General features: G+C 51.3%; 12 protein-coding genes. 10 read left to right on the top strand and 2 right to left on the bottom strand.

All coding sequences use genetic code 11. The features are described 5' to 3' along the window. The first annotated feature begins 24 nt into the window (after positions 1–24). The 6 genes from ileS to dapB all read left to right on the top strand — a co-directional run bounded on the left by ileS (position 25) and on the right by dapB (position 6,890). A complete protein-coding gene (ileS, locus tag F4V72_RS10115) occupies positions 25–2,859 on the top strand; it encodes an isoleucine--tRNA ligase (RefSeq protein WP_070803685.1) in 2,835 nt (944 codons plus the stop codon). Next, positions 2,859–3,359: a signal peptidase II gene (gene lspA, locus F4V72_RS10110; protein WP_023245654.1), complete on the top strand. Its 501-nt coding sequence runs from the start codon at positions 2,859–2,861 to the stop codon at positions 3,357–3,359. The genes ileS and lspA overlap by 1 nt, the downstream gene beginning before the upstream one ends. A gap of 154 nt (positions 3,360–3,513) precedes the next feature. Further along, positions 3,514–3,963 carry an FKBP-type peptidyl-prolyl cis-trans isomerase gene (gene fkpB, locus F4V72_RS10105; RefSeq protein WP_000047271.1) on the top strand — a complete coding sequence of 150 codons (450 nt, stop codon included), beginning with the start codon at positions 3,514–3,516 and terminating at the stop codon, positions 3,961–3,963. 2 nt (positions 3,964–3,965) lie between these two features. After that, entirely contained in the window at positions 3,966–4,916 is a 951-nt protein-coding gene (gene ispH / locus F4V72_RS10100; RefSeq protein ID WP_023245655.1) for a 4-hydroxy-3-methylbut-2-enyl diphosphate reductase, read from the top strand. Positions 4,917–4,981: 65 nt separating this feature from the next. After that, positions 4,982–5,896 carry a ribonucleoside hydrolase RihC gene (rihC, locus tag F4V72_RS10095; protein WP_023245656.1) on the top strand — a complete coding sequence of 305 codons (915 nt, stop codon included), beginning with the start codon at positions 4,982–4,984 and terminating at the stop codon, positions 5,894–5,896. A gap of 172 nt (positions 5,897–6,068) precedes the next feature. Continuing rightward, on the top strand, positions 6,069–6,890 hold the full coding sequence (gene dapB, locus F4V72_RS10090; protein ID WP_150342447.1) for a 4-hydroxy-tetrahydrodipicolinate reductase: 822 nt from the start codon (positions 6,069–6,071) through the stop codon (positions 6,888–6,890). Between the two features lie 230 nt (positions 6,891–7,120). On the opposite strand, the gene F4V72_RS24125 is transcribed toward dapB, so the two are convergent. Then, positions 7,121–7,858, bottom strand: coding sequence for a hypothetical protein (locus F4V72_RS24125; RefSeq protein WP_023245659.1), 738 nt, complete (start codon positions 7,856–7,858; stop codon positions 7,121–7,123). 724 nt (positions 7,859–8,582) lie between these two features. Here F4V72_RS24125 and carA point away from each other — a divergent pair. The 4 genes from carA to F4V72_RS10060 all read left to right on the top strand — a co-directional run bounded on the left by carA (position 8,583) and on the right by F4V72_RS10060 (position 14,305). After that, positions 8,583–9,731 (top strand): glutamine-hydrolyzing carbamoyl-phosphate synthase small subunit, encoded by a 1,149-nt coding sequence (gene carA / locus F4V72_RS10075; RefSeq protein WP_063390105.1) that lies wholly within the window; start codon positions 8,583–8,585, stop codon positions 9,729–9,731. A gap of 17 nt (positions 9,732–9,748) precedes the next feature. Further along, complete coding sequence (gene carB / locus F4V72_RS10070; RefSeq protein WP_053509920.1) at positions 9,749–12,973, top strand: carbamoyl-phosphate synthase large subunit; 3,225 nt, start codon at positions 9,749–9,751, stop codon at positions 12,971–12,973. 285 nt (positions 12,974–13,258) lie between these two features. Beyond that, positions 13,259–13,654 carry a carnitine metabolism transcriptional regulator CaiF gene (gene caiF / locus F4V72_RS10065; RefSeq protein ID WP_023245662.1) on the top strand — a complete coding sequence of 132 codons (396 nt, stop codon included), beginning with the start codon at positions 13,259–13,261 and terminating at the stop codon, positions 13,652–13,654. Positions 13,655–13,888: 234 nt separating this feature from the next. Further along, positions 13,889–14,305, top strand: a complete 417-nt coding sequence (locus F4V72_RS10060) for a hypothetical protein (protein ID WP_162786046.1) — start codon at positions 13,889–13,891, stop codon at positions 14,303–14,305. Between the two features lie 234 nt (positions 14,306–14,539). Here the strand turns inward: F4V72_RS10060 and srfN are convergent, their stop codons facing one another. Beyond that, on the bottom strand, positions 14,540–14,830 hold the full coding sequence (srfN, locus tag F4V72_RS10055; RefSeq protein WP_023245664.1) for a DUF1471 family virulence protein SrfN: 291 nt from the start codon (positions 14,828–14,830) through the stop codon (positions 14,540–14,542). Between the last annotated feature and the right edge of the window lie 567 nt (positions 14,831–15,397).

The raw sequence follows: 15,397 nt of genomic DNA, 5'->3' as shown, positions 1-15,397 counted from the left end.
CCGAAATACGGAACCGAGAATCTGATGAGTGACTATAAATCGACCCTGAATTTGCCGGAAACAGGGTTCCCGATGCGCGGCGACCTCGCTAAGCGTGAACCGGGAATGCTGGCGCGTTGGACCGATGATGACCTGTACGGCATCATTCGTGCAGCCAAAAAAGGCAAAAAAACCTTCATTCTGCATGATGGCCCTCCATATGCGAATGGCAGCATTCATATTGGTCACTCAGTTAACAAGATTCTGAAAGACATTATCGTGAAGTCCAAAGGACTGTCGGGATTTGACTCGCCTTACGTGCCGGGCTGGGACTGTCACGGTCTGCCTATCGAGTTGAAAGTCGAACAGGAGTACGGTAAGCCGGGCGAGAAATTCACCGCCGCTGAATTCCGCGCCAAGTGCCGCGAATATGCCGCCACTCAGGTTGACGGTCAGCGTAAAGACTTTATTCGTCTGGGCGTGCTGGGCGACTGGTCGCATCCCTATCTGACGATGGACTTCAAAACCGAAGCCAACATCATCCGCGCGCTGGGCAAAATCATCCGCAACGGTCATCTGCACAAAGGCGCTAAGCCGGTGCACTGGTGCGTTGACTGCCGTTCTGCGCTGGCGGAAGCGGAAGTTGAATATTACGACAAAACGTCGCCCTCTATCGACGTGGCGTTCCGCGCCGTCGATCAGGATGCGGTGAAAGCGAAGTTTGGTCTGCCTGGCGTGAGCGGCCCGATCTCGTTGGTTATCTGGACGACCACGCCGTGGACGCTGCCGGCTAACCGCGCCATCTCCCTTGCGCCGGAGTTTGACTATGATCTGGTGCAGGTTGACGGACAGGCGCTGATCCTGGCGAAAGATCTGGTAGAGAGCGTGATGCAACGTATCGGCGCGGCGGACTACACCCTTCTTGGCACAGTGAAGGGCGCTGAGCTGGAATTGCTGCGCTTTACCCATCCGTTTATGGGCTTTGACGTGCCAGCGATCCTCGGCGATCACGTCACCCTTGACGCGGGTACCGGCGCGGTACATACCGCGCCTGGTCACGGCCCGGATGACTACGTGATCGGTCAAAAATATGGCCTGGAAACCGCTAACCCGGTTGGGCCGGACGGCGCTTATCTGCCTGGCACATATCCAACGCTTGACGGCGTTAACGTCTTCAAAGCGAACGATATCGTTATTGAACTGCTGAAAGAAAAAGGCGCGCTACTGCATGTCGAAAAAATGCAGCATAGCTATCCGTGCTGCTGGCGTCACAAAACGCCGATCATTTTCCGCGCGACCCCGCAGTGGTTCGTCAGCATGGATAAAGAAGGGCTCCGTCAACAGTCCCTGAAAGAGATCAAAGGCGTTCAGTGGATCCCGGACTGGGGTCAGGCGCGTATTGAATCAATGGTCGCTAACCGTCCTGACTGGTGTATCTCACGTCAGCGTACCTGGGGCGTACCGATGTCGCTGTTCGTGCATAAAGAAACGCAGGAGCTATTGCCGATTGAGCGTACTCTGGCGGCGATGGAAGAGGTGGCGAAACGCGTCGAAGTTGACGGTATCCAGGCGTGGTGGGATCTCGACCCGAAAGAGATCCTCGGCGAAGATGCTGATCAATACGAGAAAGTTCCGGATACGCTGGACGTTTGGTTTGATTCCGGTTCCACCAGTTACTCCGTGGTTGACGCACGTCCGGAATTCGCCGGTCACGCTGCCGATATGTATCTGGAAGGGTCTGACCAGCATCGCGGCTGGTTTATGTCCTCCCTGATGATTAGCGTGGCGATGAAAGGCAAAGCGCCATACCGCCAGGTACTGACTCACGGCTTCACCGTCGATGGTCAGGGTCGCAAGATGTCCAAGTCCATTGGTAACACCGTGTCGCCGCAGGATGTGATGAATAAACTGGGCGCGGATATCCTGCGTCTGTGGGTGGCGTCTACTGACTATACCGGCGAAATGGCGGTCTCTGACGAGATCCTCAAACGCGCCGCCGATAGCTATCGTCGTATCCGTAATACCGCGCGCTTCCTGCTGGCGAACCTCAATGGCTTCAATCCGGCCACCGATATGGTCAAACCGGAAGAGATGGTTGTGCTGGATCGCTGGGCGGTGGGTTGCGCGAAAACGGCGCAGGAAGAGATTCTGAAGGCATACGAAGCTTACGACTTCCATGAAGTGGTACAGCGCCTGATGCGTTTCTGCTCCGTTGAAATGGGCTCGTTCTACCTCGACATCATTAAAGATCGCCAGTACACCGCGAAGGCCGATAGCATCGCGCGTCGTAGCTGCCAGACCGCGCTGTATCACATCGCGGAGGCGCTGGTCCGTTGGATGGCGCCGATCATGTCCTTCACGGCTGATGAAATCTGGGGCTACCTGCCGGGCGAGCGTGAAAAATATGTCTTCACCGGCGAATGGTACGACGGGTTGTTTGGCCTGGAAGAGAATGAAGAATTTAATGACGCATTCTGGGATGATGTCCGTTATATCAAGGACCAGGTCAACAAAGAGCTGGAAAATCAGAAAGCCAATGGCATCAAATCGAATCTGGAAGCAAAAGTAACGCTGAAATATGTTGACGATGCTAACGGTACGATCAAGAAGCTGAAACTGTTGGGTGAAGAGGTCAGATTTATCTTCATTACTTCCCAGTTCGTGATTTCTGAGCAAGCGGGGGGTATTGATGATGAAAATATTCAGTACAATGCTGGTAATACGACAGTTCAGGCAGTGGTAACGCGTGCCGAGGGTGATAAGTGTCCGCGCTGCTGGCACTACACTACTGATGTCGGCAAGGTGGCGGAACACGCAGATATCTGCGGACGCTGTGTCAGCAACATCGCCGGTAATGGCGAACAACGTAAATTTGCCTGATGAGTAAACCACTCTGTTCAACAGGACTACGCTGGCTATGGCTGGTAGTAGTCGTGCTGATTATCGATTTGGGCAGCAAATACCTGATCCTCCAGAATTTCGCTCTGGGGGATACGGTAGGGCTGTTCCCGTCGCTTAATCTGCATTATGCGCGTAACTACGGCGCGGCTTTTAGCTTCCTGGCGGATAGCGGCGGCTGGCAGCGCTGGTTCTTTGCCGGGATTGCGATAGGTATCTGCGTAATTCTTTTGGTGATGATGTATCGCTCGAAAGCGACGCAGAAGCTGAATAACATCGCTTATGCGCTCATTATTGGCGGCGCGCTGGGTAATTTGTTCGATCGTCTGTGGCACGGTTTCGTTGTCGATATGATCGATTTTTACGTCGGCGACTGGCATTTCGCGACTTTCAACCTTGCCGATAGCGCGATCTGTCTCGGCGCGGCGCTGATTGTACTGGAAGGCTTTTTGCCGAAGCCAGCAGCGAAAGAACAGGCATAAGCGTAAATACCGGGTGGCGCTTATCAGGTTTTGTAGGCCTGATAAGCGCAGCGCCATCAGTCAAACGTTGTGCCGGATGGCGGCGAAAACACCTTATCCAGCCTACGGTTTTATCGTTCTTTGTGCCTCCGGGCAAAACACGTGAGCAATTTGCATGTCTAAATCCGTACAGAGCAACAGCGCGATCCTCGTTCACTTCACCCTGAAACTGGATGATGGCTCAACGGCGGAATCTACCCGCAACAATGGCAAGCCTGCCCTGTTCCGTCTTGGCGATACCTCGCTTTCCGAAGGTCTGGAGCAGCAGCTTCTGGGATTGAAAGAGGGGGAAAAGAAAGCGTTTTCGCTGGAGCCTGACGCCGCGTTTGGTGTACCCAGCCCGGACTTGATCCAGTATTTTTCGCGCCGTGAATTTATGGCGGCGGGCGAACCGGAAGTCGGGGCGATTATGCTTTTTACCGCAATGGATGGCAGCGAGATGCCTGGCGTGATTCGCGAAATCAACGGCGACTCGATTACCGTTGATTTTAACCATCCGCTGGCCGGGCGTACCGTTCATTTTGATATTGAAGTGCTGGAAATCGATCCGGCGCTGGAGGCATAAACATGCAGATCCTGTTGGCCAACCCACGCGGTTTTTGCGCCGGGGTAGACCGCGCTATCAGCATTGTTGAAAATGCGCTCGCCATTTACGGCGCGCCAATTTACGTTCGGCACGAAGTGGTGCATAACCGCTATGTGGTGGACAGCCTGCGCAAGCGCGGGGCGATCTTTATAGAACAAATCAGTGAGGTACCGGATGGCGCCATTCTGATCTTCTCCGCTCATGGGGTTTCCCAGGCAGTGCGTAACGAGGCGAAAAGCCGCGATCTTACCGTTTTTGACGCCACCTGCCCGTTGGTGACGAAAGTCCATATGGAAGTGGCCCGCGCCAGCCGCCGTGGTGAAGAATCTATTCTGATCGGTCACGCCGGACACCCGGAAGTGGAAGGGACGATGGGACAGTACAGCAACCCGGAAGGGGGGATGTACCTGGTCGAGTCGCCTGAAGATGTCTGGACGCTGAATGTTAAAAATGAAGGCAAACTCTCCTTCATGACGCAAACCACGCTTTCCGTGGACGATACGTCCGATGTGATTGATGCGCTGCGTAAACGCTTTCCGAAAATCGTCGGCCCGCGCAAAGACGATATTTGCTATGCCACTACTAATCGTCAGGAAGCTGTGCGGGCGCTGGCGGAGCAGGCTGACGTGGTGCTGGTGGTCGGCTCGAAAAACTCTTCTAACTCTAACCGGCTGGCGGAACTGGCCCAACGGATGGGAAGAACCGCGTTTCTTATCGACGATGCGGCGGATATCCAGGAAACGTGGGTGAAAGAGGCCGCCTGCGTCGGCGTCACCGCTGGCGCTTCCGCGCCGGATATTCTGGTGCAGAATGTTATTGCGCGCCTGCGGGAGTTTGGCGGCGGCGAGACTGTCACGCTTGAGGGGCGCGAAGAAAATATTGTTTTCGAAGTGCCGAAAGAGCTGCGTGTGGAGGTTCGTGAGGTAGAGTAAATTTTTCATGCTCCGGTTATGCGAAGATGCCAGATACTCTGTCTGGCATTTTTTATGGAGCAGATATGCGTTTGCCAATCCTACTTGATACCGATCCGGGCATTGATGACGCGGCTGCGATTACCGCCGCGCTGTTCGCCCCCCAGCTTGATCTGCAACTGATAACCACCGTCGCAGGTAATGTCTCGGTTGAAAAAACGACCCGTAATGCGTTGCAGCTTCTGCATTTCTGGAACAGCGATATTCCACTTGCCCAGGGGGCCGCTACGCCGCTGCTGCGTCCGTTACGTGATGCGGCGTACGTCCACGGCGAATCCGGCATGGAAGGCTATGATTTTGTCGACCATCAGCGCCAACCGTTGGCGAAGCCTGCGTTTATCGCTATCCGGGATGTGCTGATGAACGCCCCGGAGCCCATGACATTGGTGGCGATTGGGCCATTGACCAATATTGCGTTGCTACTGATGCACTATCCGGAGTGTGCGTTTAACATTCGCCGTCTGGTGATGATGGGCGGTTCCGCAGGGCGCGGCAATTTTACGCCTAATGCTGAATTTAACATTGCTGTCGATCCGGAAGCTGCCGCCCACATATTTCGTAGCGGCATTGAGATTGTGATGTGTGGGCTGGACGTCACGAATCAGGCGATGCTCTCGCCGGCGTTTTTGGATAAACTGCCCGCGCTTAATCGTACTGGCAAGATGTTGCACGGCCTGTTCAACCATTATCGCAGCGGTAGTATGCGTACTGGCGTCCGGATGCACGATCTCTGCGCGATTGCCTGGCTGGCGCGCCCGGAATTATTTACCCTTAAACCCTGCTTTGTTGCGGTGGAAACGCAGGGGGAATATACCGCAGGCACGACGGTCGTTGATATTGAGGGGCGGCTGGGAAGACCGGCAAACGTGCAGGTGGCGCTGGACATTGATGTTGCCGGATTTCAACAATGGGCCGCAGACACTCTGGCGTTGGCGCCGTGACCTCTTCGCTTATACCCCCATGACGTTACTTATTTCGTAACGTCATGTCTTTTACTGATATCGCTCCCTGTTTATCATTAATTTCTAATTATCGGCGATTTTAGATGGCAGCCTCTTCAGAGGCTGGTTAATCTGAAAACGGTTTACATCATTTTAACGTAAGAGAATAACTATGCATGAAGCACAGATCCGCGTCGCGATTGTCGGCGCGGGAGGACGCATGGGCCGTCAATTAATTCAGGCCGCGTTGCACATGGAGGGTATTCAGCCAGGCGCCGCGCTGGAACGTGAAGGGGCTTCATTGCTGGGTAGCGATGCGGGCGAACTGGCGGGCGTGGGGAAAACGGGCGTCATCATTCAAAGCGATCTGGCGTCCATCAAAGATGATTTCGATGTTCTGGTCGATTTTACCCGTCCTGAAGGCACGCTGGCGCATCTGGCATTCTGCCGTAAACATGGTAAAGCGATGGTGATCGGCACCACCGGTTTTGATGAAGCCGGTAAACAGGCTATCCGCGACGCCGCGCAGGAGATCGCCATTGTTTTTGCGGCTAACTTTAGCGTTGGCGTCAATGTGATGCTTAAACTGCTAGAAAAAGCGGCGAAAGTGATGGGCGACTATAGCGATATTGAGATTATCGAAGCGCATCATCGTCACAAAGTTGATGCGCCGTCAGGAACCGCGCTGGCGATGGGAGAGGCGATTGCCCATGCGCTGAATAAAGATCTGAAAGACTGTGCGGTATACAGCCGGGAAGGGCATACCGGCGAGCGCGTGCCGGGAACGATTGGCTTTGCAACCGTTCGGGCGGGTGATATCGTCGGCGAACATACCGCGATGTTTGCCGATATTGGCGAACGCGTAGAGATTACGCATAAAGCTTCCAGCCGCATGACTTTTGCAAATGGCGCATTGCGAGCGGCATTATGGCTAAAAACGAAGAAAAATGGGCTATTTGACATGCGGGATGTGCTGGGCCTGGATGTATTATAAGGACTAAATACCTTCGTGATGTGGTTATGGTAATCAAGATGAATTGATTACAAAGGGCAATATATTATTGCCCTTTTGTTTTTTGTAGCTCAACCAGTGAGCCAATTTGCCACTGTTCTGTTAAACCATCCTCAAAGGAACCATCAATAATAATATTGTTAATCCCAGCCACGAGATATTTCTTTTAAATAGAATTAATAAAATGTTTACTGGTAAATAAGCGTGGAGGGTTATTCAATATTGAAAACACCGCTCGCAGTAAGCTGTTCATAGGTGGTTTCACAGAGTAAATACTCTTTTCCGGTAAGGCTGTTATAGGCGCGGAACTGGAATACATCGCCGGCAGCAAAGCTGGAATAGCCGCCGGTTTGGTTAAAGTCATCCGGGCCAATGGCATCCATCTGCGCGACGTAATTGCCATTACAATAAATGCGGTTAATTTGCCCCTCAGGCGCATCAGTACGGGTCATGACGTTCAACTGGAAAAAGTTACTGCTTGAACTGACGTTAGTCATATTCACCCACAGCGGTTTACTGTATTCAAAAGGCACCTCGACCAGGCTGATAAGATCGATATCCATTGGGGTGTTGGCGCTGTTCCACGGAACGGAAATCCTGAACGCGGTACGACCAGTATCAGCGCTGGTTGTGAAGACATACTCTTCCCTGTGCCATTCCGCATTTAAGTTAGTATTAATGTCAGAGATAAAAGAGGTATGGACTGGATAAGTCTGAGAAATAGTGACGTTTCCTTTCGCCTCGCCTCTGACGGCGAGAGTCAGTCGATAGGTGGTTTCGGGCTCAATGGTAAAGTATTGCGTAATGGTATTAGTGGGCTCGATTCGACAAAAGTGGTTATTTCCTGTTGCGCCATCTTCGACAAATATGGATGACTGCGATGACAGTACCCAGCCATCAAACCCCTCTTCAAAACCGCCATCGATAATAATATTGCCTTCAGTAGACATGTTTTTTCCTTAAGTTATTGAATTAAAAGAATGTGATAAAGCGAACGAAAGCTATGATGGCCTGCCGGGAGGTAAGATTTTGTGATGGGGGTCACATTAATTCTTAAGGTGATGTTGCTTTATCTCTTTTATCTCAATAGGTTATCTTTTTTATGCTGTAGTGGGGCTGGTTGTGGTCCAATCGTATGCGCTTCTCTTAAATAAAAAGAGGTTTTATCTGCATGTTTTGATTGTAATCCTTACTATATTACATTAATTTGTTTTTTTTTATGGCTTTGCTGTCATTTGATTTTTTATTATTTTGAATAATTCATTGATTTTTAAGTTGTTTTTTATGTTAACTTATTTTATTTTGCATTTTTATGAATTTACTCAATTTAATGGTTATTAAATGATTTTTTGTTGTTGTTTTTTGTTGGTTTAATGTGAAATTTGACCATTTGGTCCACTTTTTATCATGCCATGCAATTTTTTGTGAACTCAAGCAAGCGCAAGCGTTTTCTATCGTTACTTAGTTGATCTTTTTGCCTGTTAAACCGAATAACTTACTTATAATGTACAAAATAACATAAAAAACACCCTCTTTAAGTTGACTTTTATCTGGCTTAACTTCAGAATGCCGCCGTTTGCCAGAAATCCACGGGTAAGCAAATTTGCATTGCTTCATACTGACTGAATGAATTAATATGCAAATAAAGTGAGTGAATATTCTCTGGAGGGTGTTTTGATTAAGTCAGCGCTATTGGTTCTGGAAGACGGAACCCAGTTTCACGGTCGGGCCATTGGGGCAACAGGTTCGGCGGTTGGGGAAGTCGTTTTCAATACTTCAATGACCGGTTATCAAGAAATCCTCACTGATCCTTCCTATTCCCGCCAAATCGTCACTCTTACTTATCCCCATATTGGTAATGTCGGTACCAATGAAGCCGATGAAGAATCTTCTCAGGTTCATGCGCAAGGTTTGGTGATTCGCGATCTGCCGCTGATTGCCAGCAACTTCCGTAACACGGAAGACCTCTCTTCTTACCTCAAACGCCATAATATCGTGGCGATTGCCGATATCGATACCCGCAAGCTGACCCGCCTGCTGCGTGAAAAAGGCGCCCAGAATGGCTGCATCATCGCCGGCGATAATCTGGATGCGGCGCTGGCGCAGGAAAAAGCGAAAGCATTTCCTGGACTTAACGGTATGGATCTGGCGAAAGAAGTGACCACTGCGGAAGCCTACCGCTGGACGCAGGGTAGCTGGACGCTAAAAGAGGGTTTACCGGAAGCGAAATCTGAGGATGACCTGCCGTTCCATGTGGTGGCCTATGATTTCGGCGCCAAGCGCAACATTCTGCGTATGCTGGTGGACCGTGGTTGCCGCCTGACGGTCGTTCCGGCGCAAACCTCTGCCGAAGAGGTGCTGAAAATGAACCCGGACGGCATCTTTCTGTCGAACGGCCCTGGCGACCCGGCGCCGTGCGACTACGCCATCGAGGCGATTGAGAAATTCCTCCAGACCGACATTCCGCTATTTGGCATCTGTCTCGGTCATCAGCTACTGGCACTGGCGAGCGGGGCGAAGACCGTTAAGATGAAGTTCGGCCATCATGGCGGCAACCATCCGGTAAAAGACATGGACCGAAACGTGGTGATGATCACCGCGCAGAACCACGGCTTTGCGGTGGATGAGGCGACGCTGCCCGCCAACCTGCGAGTGACCCATAAATCCCTGTTCGATGGCACCCTACAAGGGATTCATCGTACCGATAAACCGGCGTTCAGTTTCCAGGGCCATCCGGAAGCCAGCCCTGGCCCGCACGACGCCGCACCGCTATTCGACCACTTTATCGAGCTTATCGCGCAATACCGTAAAACCGCTAAGTAATCAGGAGTATTAAGACCATGCCAAAACGTACAGACATAAAAAGCATCCTGATTCTGGGCGCGGGCCCGATTGTTATCGGTCAGGCGTGTGAGTTTGACTACTCCGGCGCTCAGGCGTGTAAGGCGCTGCGCGAAGAGGGATATCGCGTTATCCTGGTGAACTCCAACCCGGCGACCATCATGACCGATCCGGAAATGGCCGATGCCACCTATATTGAGCCGATTCATTGGGAAGTGGTGCGCAAAATCATTGAAAAAGAGCGCCCGGATGCGGTGCTGCCGACGATGGGCGGTCAGACGGCGCTGAACTGCGCGCTGGAGCTGGAGCGGCAGGGCGTGCTGGAAGAATTCGGCGTGACCATGATTGGCGCGACGGCGGATGCAATTGATAAAGCCGAAGACCGTCGTCGCTTCGATATCGCGATGAAGAAAATTGGTCTCGACACCGCGCGTTCCGGTATCGCGCACACCATGGAAGAAGCGCTGGCAGTTGCCGCTGACGTGGGCTTCCCATGCATCATTCGACCTAGCTTCACGATGGGCGGCACCGGCGGCGGTATTGCCTACAACCGCGAAGAGTTCGAAGAAATTTGTGAACGCGGCCTGGACCTTTCCCCAACCAACGAACTGCTGATTGATGAATCGTTGATCGGCTGGAAAGAGTACGAGATGGAAGTGGTGCGTGATAAAAACGACAACTGCATCATCGTCTGCTCTATCGAAAACTTCGATGCGATGGGCATTCACACCGGTGACTCCATCACCGTGGCGCCAGCCCAGACCCTGACCGATAAAGAGTATCAAATCATGCGTAACGCCTCGATGGCGGTACTGCGTGAAATCGGCGTCGAAACTGGCGGTTCCAACGTCCAGTTTGCCGTGAACCCGAAAAACGGTCGTTTGATTGTTATCGAGATGAACCCGCGCGTATCCCGCTCCTCGGCGCTGGCCTCAAAAGCCACCGGTTTCCCGATTGCCAAAGTGGCCGCCAAACTGGCGGTGGGTTACACCCTCGACGAACTGATGAACGACATCACCGGTGGCCGCACTCCGGCGTCGTTTGAGCCGTCTATTGACTATGTTGTGACCAAAATTCCGCGTTTTAACTTCGAGAAATTCGCCGGCGCGAACGACCGTTTGACCACCCAGATGAAATCGGTCGGTGAAGTGATGGCGATTGGTCGCACCCAGCAGGAATCCCTGCAAAAAGCGCTGCGTGGCCTGGAAGTAGGCGCCACCGGTTTTGACCCGAAAGTGAGCCTCGACGACCCGGAAGCGCTGACCAAAATTCGCCGCGAGCTGAAAGATGCGGGCGCCGAGCGTATCTGGTACATCGCTGACGCTTTCCGCGCCGGTCTGTCCGTTGATGGCGTATTTAACCTGACCAATATCGACCGCTGGTTCCTGGTGCAGATTGAAGAGCTGGTGCGCCTGGAAGAGAAAGTGGCGGAAGTCGGTATTACCGGACTCAACGCCGACTTCCTGCGTCAGCTCAAGCGTAAAGGCTTTGCCGATGCGCGTCTGGCGAAACTGGCGGGCGTGCGCGAAGCGGAAATCCGCAAGCTGCGTGACCAGTTCGACCTGCACCCGGTCTACAAGCGTGTGGATACCTGCGCGGCGGAATTCGCCACCGACACCGCCTACATGTACTCCACTTATGAAGATGAGTGTGAAGCGAACCCGTCCGTTGATCGCGACAAAATCATGGTGCTCGGCGGCGGCCCGAACCGTATCGGCCAGGGGATCGAGTTCGACTACTGCTGCGTACACGCCTCGCTGGCGCTGCGCGAAGACGGTTACGAGACCATTATGGTCAACTGTAACCCGGAAACCGTCTCTACCGACTACGACACTTCCGACCGCCTGTACTTCGAGCCGGTGACGCTGGAAGACGTGCTGGAAATCGTGCGCATCGAGAAGCCGAAAGGCGTGATTGTACAGTACGGCGGCCAGACCCCGCTGAAGCTGGCGCGCGCGCTGGAAGCGGCAGGCGTGCCGGTTATCGGTACCAGCCCGGATGCCATCGACCGCGCGGAAGACCGTGAACGCTTCCAGCACGCGGTGGACCGTCTGAAGCTGAAGCAGCCGGCTAACGCCACCGTCACCGCCATCGAACAGGCTGTCGAAAAAGCGAAAGAGATTGGCTACCCGCTGGTGGTACGTCCGTCTTACGTGCTGGGCGGTCGGGCGATGGAAATTGTCTATGATGAAGCCGATCTGCGTCGCTACTTCCAGACCGCGGTCAGCGTCTCTAACGATGCGCCAGTACTACTTGACCGCTTCCTTGATGACGCGGTTGAAGTGGACGTGGACGCTATCTGCGACGGCGAAATGGTGCTGATTGGCGGCATCATGGAGCACATCGAGCAGGCGGGCGTACACTCCGGCGACTCCGCCTGTTCCCTGCCAGCCTACACGCTGAGCCAGGAAATTCAGGACGAGATGCGCCAGCAGGTGCAGAAGCTGGCTTTTGAATTACAGGTACGCGGCCTGATGAACGTGCAGTTTGCGGTCAAGGACAACGAAGTTTACCTGATTGAAGTCAACCCGCGCGCGGCGCGTACCGTGCCGTTCGTCTCTAAAGCTACCGGCGTGCCGCTGGCGAAGGTGGCGGCGCGTGTGATGGTAGGCCAGACGCTTAGCGCACAGGGCATCACCAAAGAGGTCATCCCGCCGTATTATTCGGTGAAAGAAGTGGTGCTGCCGTTCAACAAATTCCCCGGCGTTGACCCGCTGTTAGGGCCGGAAATGCGCTCTACCGGGGAAGTGATGGGCGTAGGCCGCACCTTCGCGGAAGCGTTCGCTAAAGCTCAACTGGGTAGCAGCTCGACGATGAAGAAATCGGGCCGTGCGCTGCTCTCTGTACGCGAAGGCGACAAAGAGCGTGTGGTGGATCTCGCCGCTAAACTGTTGAAACAGGGCTTTGAGCTGGATGCCACTCACGGTACGGCGATTGTGCTGGGCGAAGCCGGTATCAACCCGCGTCTGGTGAATAAGGTGCATGAAGGTCGTCCGCACATTCAGGACCGTATCAAGAATGGCGAATACACTTATATCATCAATACTACCGCTGGCCGCCGGGCGATTGAAGACTCAAGGGTGATTCGTCGCAGCGCGCTGCAGTATAAAGTACATTATGACACCACGCTGAACGGCGGTTTTGCGACGGCGATGGCGCTCAATGCGGACGCTACGGAAAAAGTTATCTCAGTGCAGGAGATGCACGCGCAAATTCAGAAGTAACGTATAGCCCGTCGGGCCATCGAAAGATAACATCCATTATCATGTGTATAAACGGTTCCTGAAAGGGAACCGTTTTTTTTTACGTTATCAGGTAATTCCTGGCCAAAAGTATTTCGTTAACCGTATTTTCAATCTGATAAGCAAGATTTTGCTCACACTAATTGACCGTTAAGTTGCATACTATTCCTCTATATCCACATTTTTAACATGGTTAATGAGGTGATTTAAAGGTTGCCGAAATAAGCCGTAGCGAGATTTTTTTTAATTTGTAAAAATGGTGTGCTTATGAGTAAAGAATATGTTGAAAAACCACTTTATTTGTTAATTGCTGATTGGGTAATGGCGGAGAACCGTTGGGTGAGCGCTAAAGAGATTGCTAAGCAATTTAATATGGACCACTGCAAAGCGATAAACACGGTTTCTTATATTCTTTCAGAAGTGGGAGAAATAAACTGCGAAACTAAAACCATTCCTAATCAACTCGAAGGGCGAGGTTGTCAGTGCCAGCGTCTGGTGCGTATTAAAAGTATTGATTCGCAGCTGTATGCGCGCATTGGAAATAGCGCCCGGGAAAAAATGGCAGGGGCAGAAAAAACGCCACGTATGACGACGGTACCGCCGACGGAGCTTAACCGGGAGCAAAAGTGGCAGATGATGTTGTCAAAAAGTATGCGTCGTTAGACTGTACGCCTGTGTCGGGTAATCTTGGAGTCAAACTGTTTCGGACAGGCGTATCGACATACGTCTGTCCGGAAAAAGTCCACATTTCCGCTTTCTCCACTGCGCTATCCGCTTACATGACGTTACACTCATCGGCATTTCTCTGAATAAAGGCTCAACATTTCCGGGAAAAAGACGTATCGCAGGGCATTTATCCTTATGATTAGGCATAAGGAACAGGAGCCTGTGATGAAAATGAAGCTGATACCCTTTTATTTGTTTGTGCTATTTTCCGCCGCGTCCTGGGCTACGGAGATAAACGCCTGCAAAGACCTGATCGGAACATGGGAAACCACGGCAGATAACCCGCCTTATACCATGACAATATTACCACCGGTAGAAACCTGCGGAGAAAAATGTGTGAAACTGAACGTGCAGTATGAACTTGACGTGACTCACCGCAACGCGCTTTATTGCCATGAAGGACAAGAGGGCGTAAAAGGGCAGGGGCCAATGGTGATAGCATTTGAAGGGGCGTATGGTGGACACGCTATCGGAACCTATAACCGACAGTTGCAATTACTTTGGGCTGGCGTAATACCGAAAAATAAACAGGGGAAATGGATGATGAAAATGGAAAACTACTGGTTCAAACAGGTAAAAGCGCACTAAATATTACCTTAAAACAGCCCCGGGAAACCGTCTTACTCACAAGGGATTTAGTGTCTATGCGCGCGCATTTTACAGGCGTACCTGCTCTTATTTTATTGCTATAACTTAATAAAAAAGGAGGGCCAGCATCTGTTTCCAGACGGCCCTGAGTGGATTGTGATACAATAGGCACCTTGCCGGCACTCTCTTATTGTTTCATGCCTGTGCCATCGCTATGGCGTAATCAGAACATTTTTATTTCGCCGCATCATTATAAACTTCGGCAACGGCTTCAAAATTCGGACCATGCTCTCGCGCAGCAATAATATGGTAATATTTCCCGCCTTTCGCATCTGCTAACTCTGACAGTTTTTCACGCAAATCAGTTGGTGAGGAAATCTGCCCGCCACTCTGGGACACATTTACTGTACCGACCTTAACCAGCTTGAAGTGGCTGATTTCTTGTTTAGAGACCTGTTCTGCTGCAAGCGTACTGAATGAAGAGATCGTTGCCAGTAATGCTACGGCGATAATGCGTTTTTTCATAGTTCTGTTCCTGTTATATTGATGGTAATGTTTGCGCAGTATCAGCAATCCGTACCGAACTTATTTATAAGTTCGGTTGATTATTCTAAATAGACTTGTTTGACATAACAGTCTTATATCTTGTTATAGCCGCCCCTTTATGTTTTTGTCAATGTAAAATAATGCTTTAAAGGTTAAAAAGAAACATAACCCTATATAAATAATGGATTTTATATTGCTGTTTGTAATGACGGAAAGGTTATTGAATCACGCAGTAATGCGATAGTTTTTATCCATAAGCAATATAACAAAATTGAGTTATGTTTTAATTTCGTAGGGTGATATTACCGGTTGTATGTCCGTTGTGGCGCGGCTTGTTGCTAATGGTATGCTTTTCCAGGGAAATTTCATTGCAGCGACATAGGGTAATCGCCGTAGCTGAGGGGAAATGGAGCGAGTATGGTGCTATAAGGTATGTTTAATAATGTATTTTTTTATGAAGTAATGTCTGGAGTTGTATCTCTAAAATAAAAACAATGTACTTTTCGGCTAAATAATTTTCTGATGAATATTGTCATTTGCTAATAT

This window comes from Salmonella enterica subsp. diarizonae (genome assembly GCF_008692785.1).
GTDB classification, from domain to species: Bacteria; Pseudomonadota; Gammaproteobacteria; order Enterobacterales; family Enterobacteriaceae; genus Salmonella; species Salmonella diarizonae.
This window is presented reverse-complemented; position numbering and strand designations above follow the sequence as displayed.